At 43.1% G+C, this 16,474-nt stretch carries 12 protein-coding genes; 1 reads left to right on the plus strand and 11 read right to left on the minus strand.

Translation table 11 applies throughout. The annotated features are described in order from the left end of the window. The 9 genes from GJQ68_RS04780 to GJQ68_RS04820 form a co-directional block, all read right to left on the minus strand. A complete protein-coding gene (locus GJQ68_RS04780; RefSeq protein WP_162416148.1) occupies positions 1-642 on the minus strand; it encodes a hypothetical protein in 642 nt (213 codons plus the stop codon). Further along, entirely contained in the window at positions 626-1,120 is a 495-nt protein-coding gene (locus tag GJQ68_RS04785) for an RNA polymerase sigma factor (protein ID WP_162416149.1), read from the minus strand. The genes GJQ68_RS04780 and GJQ68_RS04785 overlap by 17 nt, the downstream gene beginning before the upstream one ends. A gap of 301 nt (positions 1,121-1,421) precedes the next feature. After that, positions 1,422-1,661 carry a hypothetical protein gene (locus GJQ68_RS04790; protein ID WP_162416150.1) on the minus strand — a complete coding sequence of 80 codons (240 nt, stop codon included), beginning with the start codon at positions 1,659-1,661 and terminating at the stop codon, positions 1,422-1,424. 410 nt (positions 1,662-2,071) lie between these two features. Further along, the gene (locus GJQ68_RS04795) at positions 2,072-2,494 is read right to left on the minus strand and encodes a DUF1330 domain-containing protein (RefSeq protein ID WP_162416151.1); all 423 of its coding nucleotides are present in this window, start codon (positions 2,492-2,494) and stop codon (positions 2,072-2,074) included. 217 nt (positions 2,495-2,711) lie between these two features. After that, complete coding sequence (locus tag GJQ68_RS04800; protein WP_162416152.1) at positions 2,712-3,413, minus strand: cyclase family protein; 702 nt, start codon at positions 3,411-3,413, stop codon at positions 2,712-2,714. 365 nt (positions 3,414-3,778) lie between these two features. Next, positions 3,779-5,101, minus strand: coding sequence for an ATP-binding protein (locus GJQ68_RS04805; protein WP_162416153.1), 1,323 nt, complete (start codon positions 5,099-5,101; stop codon positions 3,779-3,781). Between the two features lie 1,854 nt (positions 5,102-6,955). Further along, a complete protein-coding gene (locus GJQ68_RS04810; RefSeq protein ID WP_162416154.1) occupies positions 6,956-7,411 on the minus strand; it encodes a DUF3368 domain-containing protein in 456 nt (151 codons plus the stop codon). A gap of 6 nt (positions 7,412-7,417) precedes the next feature. After that, on the minus strand, positions 7,418-7,642 hold the full coding sequence (locus tag GJQ68_RS04815; protein ID WP_162416155.1) for a UPF0175 family protein: 225 nt from the start codon (positions 7,640-7,642) through the stop codon (positions 7,418-7,420). 938 nt (positions 7,643-8,580) lie between these two features. After that, the gene (locus tag GJQ68_RS04820; RefSeq protein ID WP_162416156.1) at positions 8,581-9,591 is read right to left on the minus strand and encodes a cation diffusion facilitator family transporter; all 1,011 of its coding nucleotides are present in this window, start codon (positions 9,589-9,591) and stop codon (positions 8,581-8,583) included. A gap of 162 nt (positions 9,592-9,753) precedes the next feature. Here GJQ68_RS04820 and GJQ68_RS04825 point away from each other — a divergent pair, with 162 nt between their 5' ends. After that, positions 9,754-11,052, plus strand: a complete 1,299-nt coding sequence (locus GJQ68_RS04825; RefSeq protein WP_162416157.1) for a serine hydrolase domain-containing protein — start codon at positions 9,754-9,756, stop codon at positions 11,050-11,052. Positions 11,053-11,096: 44 nt separating this feature from the next. Here GJQ68_RS04825 and GJQ68_RS04830 read toward each other — a convergent pair whose 3' ends face one another. Next, positions 11,097-14,630 carry a VCBS repeat-containing protein gene (locus GJQ68_RS04830; protein WP_162416158.1) on the minus strand — a complete coding sequence of 1,178 codons (3,534 nt, stop codon included), beginning with the start codon at positions 14,628-14,630 and terminating at the stop codon, positions 11,097-11,099. Between the two features lie 106 nt (positions 14,631-14,736). Next, positions 14,737-16,464 carry a RagB/SusD family nutrient uptake outer membrane protein gene (locus tag GJQ68_RS04835; RefSeq protein ID WP_162416159.1) on the minus strand — a complete coding sequence of 576 codons (1,728 nt, stop codon included), beginning with the start codon at positions 16,462-16,464 and terminating at the stop codon, positions 14,737-14,739. Between the last annotated feature and the right edge of the window lie 10 nt (positions 16,465-16,474).

Here is a 16,474-nt window from a genome sequence, read left to right on the forward strand (position 1 = left end):
TTATCTCAGCTGTTCCATTTCCGTCAGGGTTTCTTCCAGCTTTTTAAAAACACGCCCATATACCAACCGAACGTCCCACTGGTAGATTTTGCCCGAAAAATATACCATCAATAGCGTTAACAGTCCCATCAGGACCAAACCGATTAAGGGAAAACTTCCAACAAAGGTCAAGCCCGGAAACTGTTGCTGTACTTTTAGGGCAAGTTCGGGCTCCCGGGTCCAGGCGGATGCGATGGTACTGCAGGCGATTAGAAAATATACTGGATAGGTATAGCGTACTACTTTCTGATTTCTAGCCAGGGAATTTTTTAGCCATTGATCAAAGGACTTGAGGTAATCAAAGCTAGTTGCCCCCTGATTCAGATCTTTGATTCCCTGCATTTGACGTTTACTGTACCATGCCGTCAGCAAAAGCAGCATGGATACAGCCAATCCCAACCAAAGGACGTCCAGAAAATAATATACCAGTGGGATCAGTAGTGCCATGGTGACTATAGCCGTTATGTTTGCCCTAAACAATCGTTTCATCCGGTCAATCAAATGAATCGACTTTTGATTGTACAAATCGTTTATCTTGGGAGCTACCAGGCTTTTCTCATGTAGAAAACCCTCTTTCCATACTGCTTCAATTGAATTTTTCATCGTATATTTTTTTTAATCTTTCTTTAATTCGGTTTATTCTTACGCCAATACTATTGGGATTAGTCCCTAATATTTCCGAAATCTCCTGGTAGGTCTTTTCTTCCAGGTACAGGAGGATCACCGCCCGATCTACTTCTGACAGGTGTTTGATCGCTGCATACAATTGATTTAGGGATTCGTTTTCAAAGGCCCTGCTTTCAATCATAACGGTATCAGGCAATGCCTCTGAGGCAAAGAAGGTTTTCCCCGCTTTCTTCCTTTTTTTGAGAAGGGTCAAACAAACGTTCAAGGCTATCCGATACACCCAGGTAGACCATTCGCATTGGCCCTTGAAATTACCCCTGCTCCTCCAGAGTTGGAGGCATACTTCCTGGTAGTAGTCTTCATAATCCTCCTGGGAATTGGTATACGCCCTGCACAGCTTAATGATGATGGCGGTAAAGGGCAGTATGGATACCTGGTAGAAGTCCTTACTCATCTGGGTAATTTTAGCATCCTATCCGTTCCTTCCTCCATCCCGAATGGACCCATGGTGGGCACAATGGTTGACGTAGCCAGAAACTGACTGAAAATTTGCCAGCAGAAACGCAGGTTTTTTGCCTTTTAAAGGGCGTTTCACCTTGTAATCTGACCTGAAAGCCAGAAAGGAAATCAAATAAGTCTTTGAGGGTGTTTTCTTCATGATTTGGATCTTTTCTTTAGTTAGTGGCCAAAGTCAAAAAACATTACACCCTGCCGGATTCTTTTTCAAAAAACCCCATGATCTTAATCTTTATGTTTTATTCCGGGTGATTTGAAGGCCGTATTCCATAAATTAATAAGTACCCTATCATCCAGAATTCACCAACGGTAGCCGGGTCGGTTACATTCGCAAGGGCTCGTTCAGGTTCTCCCGAAACAAATACCTGAGGGTGTAGAATAACAAATCCCACCATGCCTGAAACTGCCATCATTAAATACCAAATTCCCGTAACCCTTGCAGTAGTGACTAGCTGACGCTGATTTTCATTGGTAGACATTTTTGGTTTTTTTATAGTTTCGTTACGATTCCTAAAGGGAATAACGTCAAATCAGCAGGTTATCATGCGCACTTTTGAGCACCGAATTCCGACCTGACAGCAGCATTAGTTAGCAGGGATCAGAAACAGTGAGCCGAGGAATCCGGCTTTTGATTTTCTTGAAACCAAAGTGTAAAGTCATTTTTTCATCTAAAGACCTTATTCTGCTGTCTATCCAACCAAAACACAGTGCTTCATCAACGGCATCACTGTGAGATACCGTCGAAATAGTTGATCTCGCTTTGTAATAAAGGAACCATATGGACTGCTTCCTATTGTGATTGTCTTGAAGCCATTCACGCGATTCTTTTCTGTCTTTGGGGTAAAAGGTATCCAATTTAATTTCAGGTTCATTTCTTATGAGGGTAGGTTTATTCGTTTATTTCAGCGGTAGGCAATAACCTGGAATCTTCCAATGCTGCGGTCCTATGCCCTGCGTTTTTCAAATAGGCTTTGCTTTGGGAAAACTCCATAAACTTATCTACCGACAGGTATTCTACTAAGACGACTGCGTCCCACTTTTCCGCTTCCGGTCCAATCAGGAAATCGTTACCTTTTCCGTAGTACAGGATGCGGCTACCCGCCTTTTCTAATTCCGGGAGGATGCATTTTATATACCGTTGGAAAGCTTCCTCTCCACTGATTTCCGTTTGGGGTTTCAAGTGATCCAGACCGGTATAGTCCGCCAGCGGGCGAAACCGTAACAGGTTCAGCATTATTACCTTGCCTTTGCCATGAAAGTTTTGATAAAACCGCTTTGCCGCTTCAGGCGTGGCATCCAAGTATTTTTCCATTTTGTCTAAATTTACGAATGTTTATTCGTATAGAGATGGGTTTACGGTGCAACAGGTGATCCATTATTCACAAGCTGAATCAGGAGCCTATAACCCTCACAATTGCTGCTATTTCGCTTATCGGATTTCATGGGTCATAAGTCATATCATGCTTTCCAAATCGGTACCTTTCTCAAAAAACGACTTACCTATCCGCCTGCCCGGAAAGGTTTTTCCATTAGCCATTACCTTCAAATACAGCAACCGCTCTAACCGGCGAGCCGGTTCCTCCTCTGATTTTGAGGGGTAGTGCGATAAAACGAAAACGTCCTCTATCAACCAATTGGTAAAGATTAACCATGTTTTCGTAATGGGTAAATCCCAACTCCCCACAGATATGATGGACTTCTTTGTTGGAAACGTTGGGAACACCAGGCGACATGGTCTCTACGCCAAATGCAGAAATCTCCGTTTCTCCCAACAAACGCGCTGTCGCTGTAGAAATGCCGGGACCATTCTTCCAATTCGCTGTGCCATAGTGCTTCCTATAATGGTCGGTGTACAACAAAACGGTATCTCCCTTTCTAATATCAACATTTGCTTTCTCACAGGCCTCTTCTATTTCGGCAGGTTCAATGAGCTCTTTCAGGTTTTTATGTGAAAGGTCCAAACAAATACCCTCTGTATAAAACATGGATAGCGGCATGGTATCAATGGATTGCCCCACGAACGGTCTGCCCATATGGTTTAACGCATCTACGTGCGTCCCGGTATGCTCGCCCAATTCCAATTTGTAAACACTTGGTGTAGTCGTTGTCGGATTGGGAATTTTGTCCCACTGCTCATGTGTCGCATGGATGCATATCTGCACTTCCGGTAATCCATTAAACACCGGCATTCCGGAATATATTTCTTGACTCAGGTCAATTATTTCTGTCATTTGGTCATTTTCTTCTTATAACGAAAAGTATTTTAGGAAAGGGTTTCATGCCAAGGCCGCGGCGAAGGCGGGGTGAACGAAGTGGGATGCAAAACCCGGAGTTTAGCTCATCGAAATATATCATTTCATTTTTGTTCGTGCATTTTTAGGCTGAGGCATAACGTGATTCAACTTGGAGACGGCGGGCTTTCGGAGCCGATCCCTTCCAGTCTACTCCTAACTTCTTAAAGATACTGATTTTCATATTTACTGGAAACCGCCCGCTTTATCCAAGGTGATGTTATCGCTTCGGTGTTCTTCTTCTTTGTCCATTTACTTGTCTGTTGCTTTTGACTTATCCGACATTTATCCGACATATCCGACATCTATAAAGCTAATTCATAATAAGCACCTTTTTTTTCACCTATTCGCTTAATGATTTTCAATTCAATTAGTGTTTCTAAATCCCTTAATGCAGTCCTATCTGTTGTATTGTTTATATCCTGATATTGTTTGTTAGTGATTCTACCTTTCTCTTTCACATATAACACCGCTTTAACTTGTCGTACATTCAAGTCAAGTGATTGCAGATGTTTTTCATTGTAAATGTCTTTTCTGAACTCTATGGAAATATCACTTGAATCGTAAGTAAAAACTGGTTCGGGGATTCCTGCTTTTTTACATTCGTTGATGATTTTAATAGTTCCTCGTCCCCAAGATTCAATGTATCCACTGCGAAACAAAGCATGTGCAATGTCAGGGTTGTATGGTCGGGAGGCGTGTTTTTCCAATAGGTTTTTAACTGTCCAATTTTCAGGTAGTTGTCCTTCGTTCCAAATCATTAACTTGTCATTATAAACACTGATTTGAATTGGAACACCACCCGAATAGTCTTTATGGGCGACAGCATTTAGTAATGCTTCCCTGATTGCTTCTTTTGGATACTCGTATGTTTCCACACGATTCAACCCTTCATAGCTTATCAAAGCCTTGATGTATTTTGTGAAAAGCAACTCTGTGGTCTTTTCAATTTGTTCAAAAAGATTCCCGTGGATTTCATCCTGAAATCTCAAATCACTATCACTTTCGAAAAATCCAATTTTTATGTAAGCCCCTGTTACATATTTTTCAGGATTTGTATAAAAAAGCAGGATAGAGGCACGCTTAAGAAATTTTCCTTCCTTGAGTTGAAGATTCTCAATAAGATGCTCGTTGCTGTCAGCTAAGCTTTCTTCATCTATTCTTTGGCTTCTGAAAGCTCGTTTTCGAAAAAAATCAAATGTTTCTTTCTTAAGGTCATTAGTTGAAACATTCGGAACAGGAACTCCATCCCATCTTTTTCCTTTTTTCTGAAGGAGAAACTTGTCAAGTGCTGCCCCCTTTAATTCCTGTTTAGTGCTTCCGCTTCTGTAATGATATTGTCCTTTGTAGTTGACTGGATAAGGGTATTGCTCAACAAGAATTTCAATAAATTTCCCTAGGTCGGTTTGGTGCAGATTAACATCAACCAAAATCCCTAAGGTATCTCTGACCTTGTTTGGGATTTCTTCCAATAGGTTTTTAGCATCTTTCAAGTCGACTACTTTTCCTGTGTCGTCTTTACCGATAAAAATAGTACCACCATAAGCATTGGCAAAACCACAAATCCATTTCAGGTATTCGTCTCTCCAGGTTACTTTGAACTCAATATTTTGCGATTCTGATGTCACTACAGATAGTTAATAATCTATAAGTTATAAATTCACTCTTTTTCCTAATGTCATTTTGATGTTAGGGTTTTCTATACTGAGCGATAACTTGTATATATCCCAGACAAAAGTCAGGGTTACCCAACCAAATCCGGTTGGACAGTCCTAATAAAACCGTCTTTCCATCAGTGTTTAATAATACTAAATTTTTCTTTAATGACCATCGAAAGGAGAAATTATCCATTGGAATGACCACAGGCTAAGTATGCTTTTCTACTTTTGTGCCCCCAAAGCTCGTAATTGTACCTCGAAACGATGCCGCGTTAATTGCCAATTACTAAGATTTACTGAGTAAAGGATTTTGGAATGGCCAAATTTACTTGCAAAAGGGTACTTTTTAAGTCCAGGAGGGGGGCTCCTATTCCTACCCAGGAACTTTATACATGCAAGCGCGGACTTAAAACTGACACGCGTCGACCGAAAACTGACAGGCTTGAATAAAATTTATTCAACGTTTCGATTATTTGCGGGTGAAATTTTTTAAAAGGTTGGTTTGAAATGAGTAAACAATTATTATTAGCATCAGAAATAGAGACCTATCTTCCAAGGTCGAAAATATTCCGCCCCTGTAGGGCTACACCAAGATACGTCTCCTTCTGCGATGGGCTGCACCCATCGCTGGGAGATGCCGCCCCGTCAGGGCTTGATCAGGTAGTACATCTAAGATCCAAGCGGAATACCAACCGACATCGAGAAATAAACAGAGATACCAAATCCAACGGAACCCCAAGTGCGGAATATCCTAACACAGGGTGATGCCGCCCCGTCAGGGCTTGATCAGATAGTTTATCTAAGATCCAAGCAGGAACTAAAACCGGTATGGAGAAAAGCACGGAGGTACTAAATCCAACGGAACCCCAAGCGCTGAAAGTGCGGAATATACTAACGCAGGGTGAAGCCCTGTGAATACGGCAATACCTAGACCCCTAGCCCTAAAAGGGCGAAATATATTCGTCAAACCCTACACCAGCTCAGGAAAATATCCTTCTCTTAGAATACAGGGCTTAACTATTCGATGGACTTTATTGGCAATCTTACCCTAAAACTGCAACAATTTAATAGCTCATAAACCAATACCAACACCCCTTCAATAGGAATATAGCCCATTCCAGAAAATAGTACCATTACCCCCCGGACAAAGCACTAGTTGCCTACAGCTAAAGCAGTATGCAATTGATCAAAAATCTATAGCTGCTAAATACACCTGGGCGGCCATGTATTTTTTGATTACGGAATTTTGGAATAGGGTCATTTAAAAAGACGGATAAACGGATCGCTAAAAGGAAACATTTTCCTAAAAATAGAAATATTGAGGATTTTAGTTAAGGGAAAGGTGAAATTTTTTGGGAAATTCCAAGGAGGAAAACATTTGGGAGGGGTTTCACGCCGGGACCGCCACGAGGGCGAAGCGTATGCGGCGGGATACGATACCTGAGTACCTGTCCTCTTGATTTATCGTTTTTTGGAGGGATGATATGGCAAGCGGTTGGACCACTCACTGCGGCCTTTGCGAATTCTTTGCGGTCGCTGCGAGAAAAAGCCTTCTCATTAGCTTAATTTAACTTACCAGCGGTTTTGATCGAATCTCCGGAAAGATGATAATCGTTTTTGTAACGTTGAATTACAACCTTATAAAATCGTCCATAATCGTAAGAATTATTAAACCCGGGAAATTTTCGGGCCGAAATAAGTCATTTCTTTTCAATATTCAAGTGAGAGATGTTTTGCGTTTTATGTGCTCCAATGTTACGCCAGACGATCGGCAGGAGCACATTCGGCGGCTGGTTCGCTACTGGATATCAGCGGCCCGCCCCATCACAGTTCTCCTGTTTTCCTTAATACTTGCTCCTTGATCGAATCCGATATTCTAAAATTCGTCTTATCGATTAAATTCAGAATATCCTTCACCGATTCTATTGCTCCCTTCTCTTTGGCTTTGATCAACACTCCTAGAGGTCCAATAATTTCTATTTTCATCTTTTCGGCTACTTTCCTTCCCTTCCGTTCATCAATGATCAACAGGCTTTTCTCAAATTCTAAAGCCAGTGTTATTGAGCTAGCTTCACCTTTTTCCAAATTCATTGCCAATTCAAAATATTGGTCCTGCTTCGCTATTTGCCGTTTAGTTATCCATCCGGGTAATTCACCACCAAATTCCTCCGCAACTTCATCCGTTACCATCAGTTCGAAAAAAGTATCCCGCAAAATTTCTAATTTATTGATCTTGTCGTATATGATCAGGCAGCTCGTATCAGCAATGATCGTTTTCAAACCTGCTCAAAGTTTAATATCGCCTACCTTTTCTATATCCTCAGCAGTCTCCCCAAATATCGAAACCCCGTATTTGCCTATCTCTTCTAAAAATTGCCTTTTCGTTATTCCCACCAATTCTGCTGCCTGCCCGGAGGACAGTACCCCTTGTTCAAATAAAGAAGCTGCTATGATTATTTTAACTTTGTCAAGTTCCACTTCTTCTGGCAAGTTTATTGTTATTGTCTTCATTTTCAATTATTTAAAATTGATACCAAATCTCTCTTGGAAACAAAATAACACTTTAATTCCTCAATCCGGTTCCATTTTTTTCTGGCCGGTCGCTAAAGTTTGGGTGTACCGGTACTATGTCCACCATCCCTCGCCCAATTTTCAATGGTCAAATTAAGGATTTCGTATAGGGGATCTAGGGTGAAGGTTGTTTTTTTGATTCCATGCAGTCCCTATTGCTATTTAGTAACGATACCTATTGGTTAACCTGGTTTCGAAAATCGATTCCCGGGAGTTGGTTATTTTCAAGGAAAAGTATATTAGGTTAGGGTTTCAGGCCAAGACCGCCAAGAAGGCGCCGGGAGGGGATGCCTGAGCATATGTCCTCTTGATTTATCGTTTTTTGGAGGGATGATATGGCAAGCGGTTGGACCACTCACTGCGGCCTTTGCGAATTCTTTGCGGTCGCTGCGAGAAAAAGCAGGCTCATTCGGTTAATTCTCTAAAAGCACCGCTCCTTCCGGCACACCCACAAAAAAGGGACTCGACAGGAGCCCCTTTTGAAAACGCACATCAGGGATTTCTGATGTAAGTTGTAAGATGAAATAAAAATAGGTAGGAAAAAAGACAGGTATTTTTGTTAAATGATGATAAATCCGATTATCAACAACCATATTATAGCGGACACCATTATAAGTACGGTAAATTGTTTATCTTTCATAGCTCTGATCTTTAAATAAAACAACGGAATTAAGTTACAAATTTAGGCCTACAAAACAAAATTTTATATGTACAAATTTATTTAATCCCTTACAATTATCAGCAAATCACTTGTGAAAATAACAAGTGATTTGCATAAAAAGTCCGATAAACGACAATTATTATGATTTATTTTGAAAAACCCCTAAATTTTTTGCCCTTTCTTGGTATTTAATTTTTTTTTAAAAATTTATGGCCAACTAATTCTTGATAGGAGAAAGGTGACTCAATTCGTGATAGTGTTTTTGATTTTTTGACATGTTTTCTGCCGTCCATTTTATCTTCTTACTATTGGGATATTTCCTTACCGCACAGTTTTTTACCTGGCAATAATGGCAACAAGACGCTGGTAAACAAGGGTCTGCGTGGACAAATACCTCAATGTAGCCCGGAAGGCTGTTTTCCAAAACTTCTTCTACTTCATGGACCTCATCGTGAACCCGGATCAAATCAAAATAATAAGGCAGGGTCAGGTGCAGATCGATATGGCTGTCCCCGCCATACTGCTGCACCCGCATGTTGTGAATATCGATCCAGTTAGCTTTTCGGTGTCGGTTGAGCACCTGAACGGTCTTGCTAATGGCTTTGGGGTTGGATTCATCCATCAGCCCTGCCACTGAACGGCGGACTAAGAAATAGCCGTTGTAAATTATGTAGCCGGCAAAAGCCAGGGACAGCAAACTATCCATTACGGTCCAACCGGTAAAAAAAATCAAGCCAATGCCAAAAATCAATACAAAACTGGATATCGCATCGGTGGAGAGGTGTTTTCCATCTGCCTCCAGGGTAATGCTATTCAATGTCTTTCCTTTTTTCTGCAAGAGGTACCCCAGGACGCCATTTACAAGTCCTGAGAACCCCACCAAAGCCATTCCCAAAGGCAAATCAAGTAGTTGCTGCGGGAAGATCAATGCCCATACCGACTGGTACACGATAAAAATGCCCGCCAGAATAATTAAGGTCCCTTCAATCCCCGCACTAAAAAACTCGATTTTCCCATGTCCGTAGGGATGGTTACTGTCCTTTGGCAAGGCACTGAGGTAAATGCTATATAGTGCAAAACAGGAGGCGACCACATTGACGATACTCTCCATGGCATCCGTCAGGATGGCGTTAGAGCCAGTCTGGAAGTATGCATAAAATTTAATGACCATCAATACCAGGCTGATGACCACCGACCAGATAATGAGATGCCTTTTTTCCTTTTCCACTTTTTGATTCCCTGATGCGTCTCAAAAATAAGGTTAATTAGGGGCCTGGAAAAATAAACCTTGAAATATATAGCCGGAAATGATATCGGAAAACACGGATTTTTTACCAGAATTGGTTACTTTCAATTTAATTTAATTGTAACCCATTTCAACCCTTACCCCATGTCAAAAATAATCCTTCCGTTTTTTCTGTTTTTTCTTTGCCTGACGGTAGTAGAGAGCCCTTGCCAAACCACTTCCCTTCAGCAGTCGTCCCCCCTCACGCAGGGTTCGCCCTCCAGCCAGGGTGTATCACCGGAACGATTGGCTAGAATAGACGACATGTTTAACCAAGCCCTGGAAGAAAATACCATCCCGGGGGCGGTGGCATTGATTGCCCGGAATGGAAAAATAGTGTTCCACGAAGCCTATGGCCAAGCCAATGAATCCGGAAAATCCCTTGAAAAAGATGCCATTTTTAGAATAGCATCGCAAACCAAAGCCATTACCTCTACGGCGGTCATGATGTTGTGGGAAGAGGGAAAATTCCAACTCGACGATCCCATTTCCAACTACATTCCGGAGTTTAAAGACCCGCAGGTTTTGGTCAACTTCAGGTATGCCGACACCAGTTATACTTCTCGCCCTGCAGACAAAGAGATAACCATCCGCCACCTGCTCACCCATACCTCCGGCTTGGGCTATGGGGTCATCGATGGAGATGAGCGGATGAAAATGCTGTATCAAAAGGCCGGTACTACGGATCTTTTTACCACCGAGAACGTAACCATCAAAGAGGTAGTGATGAAATTGGCCGAATTACCCTTGCACCATGATCCGGGAAGCAAATACACCTATAGTATGGGATTGGACGTGTTGGGCTATTTCATAGAAATCATGTCCGGAATGAGCTTCGAGGCATTTTTGGAGCAGCGCCTGTTCAAGCCGCTGGGGATGGAGGACACCGGATTTTATCTTCCCTCGTCCAAATCTGACCGGCTGGTAGCCATACAGCGTAAAGTAAACGGAGAATGGGAAGACTACCCCAATACCTTTTATGAGGTAGATTACCCCATAAAAGGAGCCAGAAGCTTTTTTTCAGGGGGAGCCGGCCTGTCAAGTACCGCTAAAGACTATGCGACTTTTCTTCAGATGTATCTCAATGGTGGGGAGTTAAATGGCAAACGATTTTTAAGTAGGACTACGATTGCAACCATGATGGCAGACCAAACCCTGGATTTATATGGAGGTGCAGATCAGCATTATGGGCTGGCTTTCGGTGTATTGACCGAACGAGGTCAGGCCAAAGGGGGGCTGGGAAGCCCTGGCACCTTTGTTTGGGGTGGTTATTTCAACACCCAATATTTTGCTGATCCTCAGGAAAACATCATCGGGATCGTAATGAAACAGACCCAGGGACCCACCGGCGACCAAACGGCCTGGAAATTCAAACGAATGGTAGGGGCGGCTGTTGATGATTGAAGCGATAGGTAGAAATAAATTAATTTTCCGGCTATAATGCAGAATCAAAAACCTTCTATAGAAACTTCCCTGCCCTGAAAATCAAGAGCTCTGATAACCACCCCTTTTTCAGGAACGGCTATCATTCGACTAGATTGCGAAAGGAATCCGCTGCCGTAAGGAACTTCTATTACCTTTTCGGTCCCATCTGGAAATTCATAAACCAATTTATGGGCAAGGTAAGGCAGGATGATTTGCACTGATTCCCCAGTTTGGCCATTTAGGTTGAAGGCTTTGAGGTCGCCCCTGTTTTGGGAGGCCAGGTAAAGGATATCACCGTTGCCCAACATTAGTTTCACCAAGGCCTTGGCATCACCGGGGACCATAAACCCGCTTTCAGCAGACCGGACAGGTTGGAAACCGCCTTTTCCATCCCCAAGCAACAGCAAACCCGTATGGGCATCCAACCGTCCTACAAATAATTCGTTGCCATAATCGTTTCCGATCAAAATCAGGTCCAAGTGCCCATCCCGGTTGAAATCATCAACTACAATACCGTTTACGGGAGCCATTTGGGCTATAAGGGGTAATGGATGAAGTTTGAACTTTCCATTACCCAGGTTTTCTATATAAGAGGAAGCTGCCTGATTGCCCTCTACTATCAAGGCTCCGTCTACCTCTTCTTCCGTCAATAAGCTCTCCATATCCGTACGGGCATAGGATTTGTACCTGTCAAATCTCTTCCTGAAAATGGTGCTTTGTCCATAAAGTTCATTCCAAAAATGAACCGGATAAGCATTATAATTACCTTTGTTATCTTTGTAATGAGCAAAGGTGATGGGATCAACAGATCCATTGTTGTCAAAATCTTTTGCGATAAGCGTCACCGGCCTGTCCTTGGATGGTTTCCAGAGGTTGTTCAAGCCCATATTGCCCACAATGTAATCCATGTCCCCATCCCCATCAAAGTCTCCCGAAACAATGCTGTTCCACCATCCCACTTCCTCTTCCAAGCCGGATTCTGTTACCATCTCCAATTTTCCGTCCTTATTGCTAAAGGCAGTGATGGCCATATAATCTCCCACCACCATAAGGTCTACTTTCCCGTCTCCGTTAAAATCCGTCCAAATGGCATCAGTCACCATGCCAATATCTTTAAGTCCCGGAGCAATTTCATCCGTCACATCTTCGAAAATTCCCCCATTGTTTTTTAATAAATAGCTCTTATCGGGAAATGGGTATTGCCCTACCGGGGTTCGTCCTCCGATAAAGAGGTCCAAAAATCCATCTCCGTCCCAATCGGCCGCTCTGACCGTGGTGCCACTAGATGCAATCAAGGGCAAGGCACCTTCGGCTAATCGGAAATTACCGCTCCCATCATTCAGATAAATTCTGTCAATATATTCAGGGGAACCTGCCTTAAATTCATTGCTACCACTAACCGCATAGAGGTCCAGGTCTCCATCATTATCCACATCGATCAATAAAAGGCCCATTTCCTCGTATGGTTTTACTTCGGCCAGGTCAAAAGCTTCAAAATCACGGAATTTACCTCCACTTCCCTGTAAAAAAACCTTGGGCGCATAACCTGCTGCCCCACCAATCAACAGGTCATCCAATCCATCCCCGTCAATGTCTCCGACAGCCATGCCAGGTCCAAATTGGGTCAATTTATGTGGAATGGTCCTTTGTAGGTTAAAGTCTATCTTATCTTCCTCCTCGTGGGTATAATCCAGGCCCAGAGCAATGGACGCCTCATTAAAAAATGGATCCACGGATTTTGGAGAAAAAGGAAATCCCAAGGCCTCCCTTACAAGAACAGCATCAGCATGATCGACATTTAATTCATTTTTAGGTTCGGAGAAGGGTATTTCCTGGTATTGCCCGTCAGGCCAAAGAACCTTCAATATTTTGGGCACATTGTCCTTTCCCAAACCAAAATGAACTACTTCTTCCACTGCGGACATGTATCCCCTGGATGTATAATGCTCATGGTATTGGCTGGCTCCATCATCCGTTTCCAAGACCATTTTGACCCCAAAACCCATGGTATTATTAGTAGGACCAGCTAACCTCACCCTTAAAGATTCGGGAGCATTTTCCTTGCCATTAAGTTTGTTTTCAAAAATAAATGCCGGGTCATTGATGTTGTTGACCACATAATCCAGATCACCGTCACCATCCAGGTCCGCAAATACAGCACCGTTGGAAAAGGAGGGGACATTTAAGCCCCAATCTTCACCTACATCCTTAAAAATAAGGTTTCCCTGGTTTTGAAAGGCATAATTAGGGATTTTGACAATAGGAATGGAATCCAAAAGTTGTTTGTTGGTGGCGACACTTCCCACAAGTCCCCTGTAATCCGCAAAATCTTTATCAGTAATGTCCCTGGGAAAACCATTGGTAACCAACAGGTCTTTGTGTCCATCATTGTCAATATCTACAAATAACGGGGACCAACTCCAGTCGGTCTGGTAAACCCCGGCCATCATGCCTATTTCACTGAAGGGAATACCAGTGCCATTATTTAAATGCAACATATTCCTTACATGCTGGTATTCATACCCCCACCTCTCGTTATTGATGTAAAGGCTATAAGATTCACCTCTAATGGTTGTTTTTTTTCTATAGTTATTTTCCCCCAGCATGTCCAGGGTCACGATATCCAGTAAACCATCATTGTTATAATCGGCCACATCCACCCCCATAGAAAACATGCTTTGGTGTCGGATAAGGTTTTCGATCTGGTTGGAAAATGTCCCATCCCCATTGTTGATGTAGAGCAAATCATTGGTCAGGTAATCATTGCAGATATAAATATCTGGCCAGCCATCTTTGTTGATGTCTGCAATGGCTAGCCCCAGTCCAAAACCTTCTATGGTAATTCCAGCTTCCTGGCTTACATTTATGAAAGTTCCATCTCCTTGATTTCTGTAAAGTTGATCATTATTAATGGCTGTTCCATCGGTGATCTTGTCCCGGTAATTGCCGGGCAGAATATTGCTTTGTTCATTGTTCAATACATACAGGTCAAGATGACCATCCCTGTCATAATCAAAAAATGCAGCCCCCATACTGTTTCCTGCCTCGTCTATGCCATATTGGCCTGCAAGGTCCTTAAAAACAGGGTTGCCTTCCTCATTCAAGCCCTGATGGACAAAAAGCATATTTTTCCGGTTTTGGGTATCCATGGCCGCACAAACATAGATATCCGGCCAGCCGTCCCCATTAATATCTACTATGGCCACGCCGGTACTCCATTTATCCTTCGCCTCAATCCCAGCGACCTCGGATACATCCGTAAATTGAAAATCACCTTGGTTCAGGTAAAGTTTATTGGCTACCTGGTTTCCGGTAAAAAAAAGGTCTGGCCTTCCGTCTTTATCAAAATCGGCCACGGCCACGCCTCCACCGTTAAAAATATATTCCTCCGTCAGAATGTTAAAACTATCGCTCTCGGTGATCAAATTATTAAAGGTAACCCCAGTACTATTGGGATCCAATAAATCAAAAAGAGTAGGATTTGAAGGTGACTTACAGGCCCAAACTGATACTATCAGGAGTGCTACAAAGAGGAAGAAACTGCTTTTAGTTTGCATAAGAAATTACATTTCCCGGTAATCGGTACTTACAAGATCAAAAAAAGAAAAGAGATGGCCAAACAACCACCTCTTTTCCAAGCATTATACAATTTGAGTCAATTAGTTAAAAACCAGGATTTTGAACCAGGATATCGGGGCCTGTGAGGTCAATCTGATCCTGTGGAATGGGCAATACCCTATAGGTAGGGGTATAGGTGGCACCACCAAGTGCCGCCTGAAGAAGAGACCCATCATGGGAGAGGTAGTCATTGATCTCTTCAGTATCAATCCCCCACCTTACCAAATCATAAAACCGGTGTCCTTCCATACCCAATTCGAGTTTTCTTTCAAAACGGACAGCCCTTCTGGCCAGGTCTGCATCAGACCATGGTGTATCATAAAGCTCCACATCATAATTGGCAGCAGGAGAACCATCGGCCCGTAAAACTGGGGAATTAATGGCTCTTTGCCTTACCCTGTTTACATAAGTCCTGGCTTGCTCCAAGTTGCCCAATTCCACTTCTGCTTCTGCAGCCATCAACAACACATCAGCGAACCTAATAATCATGATATTGATCGCAGTGTAACCTGGCGTCCAGGAACTGTTGTCCTGATATACACCTTGCTCTTCTCGCGTGTATACGTATTTTTTAGGAGTATAAGGTCCTCCATTGGCCCTGTTTCTGATCCAGGCATTTCCCGGATGGTCCTGCCAATCCAAATAGGGAAGCCCCCTTCTGCCAGTAGTATGGTCCACCCTGGGGTCAAGAGGTCCCGCGTCCGGTGTAAAGGGGTCCTCACTTTCCAAACCGAAGTCGTTGGCCACCCTGTTTCCCGGATCATTGAACGAATTGTCCAACAATGGAAGTCCATCTGCTGTCCTGAAGGAATTTACAAATGAAAAGCTAGGCTGAAAAAAGCCGCAGCAGTTTCCAGGTCCGTCAGGACCGGTATTGTAGGGAAAGTTTAGATCAAATTCCGGGTTGGCATTGTTCACGCTCCCTGTATTGGCGGCAGATTGGTAGGCCCAGATAGATTCTTCATGATTGTTGTTTTCTCCCCTGAACATGTCCTCATAATAGGGTACCAAATCATATTTTGCTCCTCCACTGGTAACGCCATTGGCAATAATGTCATCAAACAATTGCTTGGCCTGGGTAAATTTATCCTGATACATGTAAACCTTGGCCAAGTAAGATTTTGCGGCCCAGGAATTGACCCTTCCTACTTGTGATTGGGTATCGGGTAGGTTATCAACAGCATATTGGAAATCTGCCTCGATCATGGGCCACATCTCCTGGGTATTGGAAACTTCTTCCAGCCCTTCCTGGTAATCTACGGATTCATCCACATAAGGCACTTTATCAAAGTTCCTGGTCAATTGGAAATAAAAGTGGGCCCTTAAAAACCTGGCCTGAGCAGCGATTTCTGCCGCCTGGGCTTCGGTAACAGTAGGTTCTTTATCCCCCAGCAACCTCATCACCATATTGGCCCTGGAGACCCCTTCGTAAAGGCCTGCCCAATTTTCTCTCAAGATATCGATAGTAGCATCGTTCTCAAACCGTTGTATGGGATTTATGGACTGGAAATCTCCTGGGTCCGTTCCCTTATTGGCATCTCCTCCCCGGATACTTCCCCATACCCAATTGGAGGGGGAAGCCATACGCTGATTCCTACCATTTACCTGGGAATAAACGGCAATCAAGGCGGCATTCAGCCCATCCAACGTCCTTAACTGGGCCTCGCCAATTTGACCTGTTGGCGGCACCTCCAGAAAATCATCACAACTGATGGCAAAGAGCATCATACACGATGTCAGTGCCATGGTTAGTTTTAACTTGTAATTTTTCATATATGTAATT

Source organism: Cyclobacterium roseum, from assembly GCF_010119225.1.
In the GTDB taxonomy this organism is placed as follows: Bacteria; Bacteroidota; Bacteroidia; order Cytophagales; family Cyclobacteriaceae; genus Cyclobacterium; species Cyclobacterium roseum.

Bases quoted from the DNA above. Each gene is read 5' to 3' on its own strand.
- GJQ68_RS04835 (WP_162416159.1), bottom strand. From the start codon at position 16,464: ATGAAAAATTACAAGTTAAAACTAACCATGGCACTGACATCGTGTATG.
- GJQ68_RS04790 (WP_162416150.1), bottom strand. From the start codon at position 1,661: ATGTCTACCAATGAAAATCAGCGTCAGCTAGTCACTACTGCAAGGGTT.
- GJQ68_RS04795 (WP_162416151.1), bottom strand. From the start codon at position 2,494: ATGGAAAAATACTTGGATGCCACGCCTGAAGCGGCAAAGCGGTTTTAT.
- GJQ68_RS04830 (WP_162416158.1), bottom strand. From the start codon at position 14,630: ATGCAAACTAAAAGCAGTTTCTTCCTCTTTGTAGCACTCCTGATAGTA.
- GJQ68_RS04785 (WP_162416149.1), bottom strand. From the start codon at position 1,120: ATGAGTAAGGACTTCTACCAGGTATCCATACTGCCCTTTACCGCCATC.
- GJQ68_RS04780 (WP_162416148.1), bottom strand. From the start codon at position 642: ATGAAAAATTCAATTGAAGCAGTATGGAAAGAGGGTTTTCTACATGAG.
- GJQ68_RS04825 (WP_162416157.1), top strand. From the start codon at position 9,754: ATGTCAAAAATAATCCTTCCGTTTTTTCTGTTTTTTCTTTGCCTGACG.
- GJQ68_RS04800 (WP_162416152.1), bottom strand. From the start codon at position 3,413: ATGACAGAAATAATTGACCTGAGTCAAGAAATATATTCCGGAATGCCG.
- GJQ68_RS04815 (WP_162416155.1), bottom strand. From the start codon at position 7,642: ATGAAGACAATAACAATAAACTTGCCAGAAGAAGTGGAACTTGACAAA.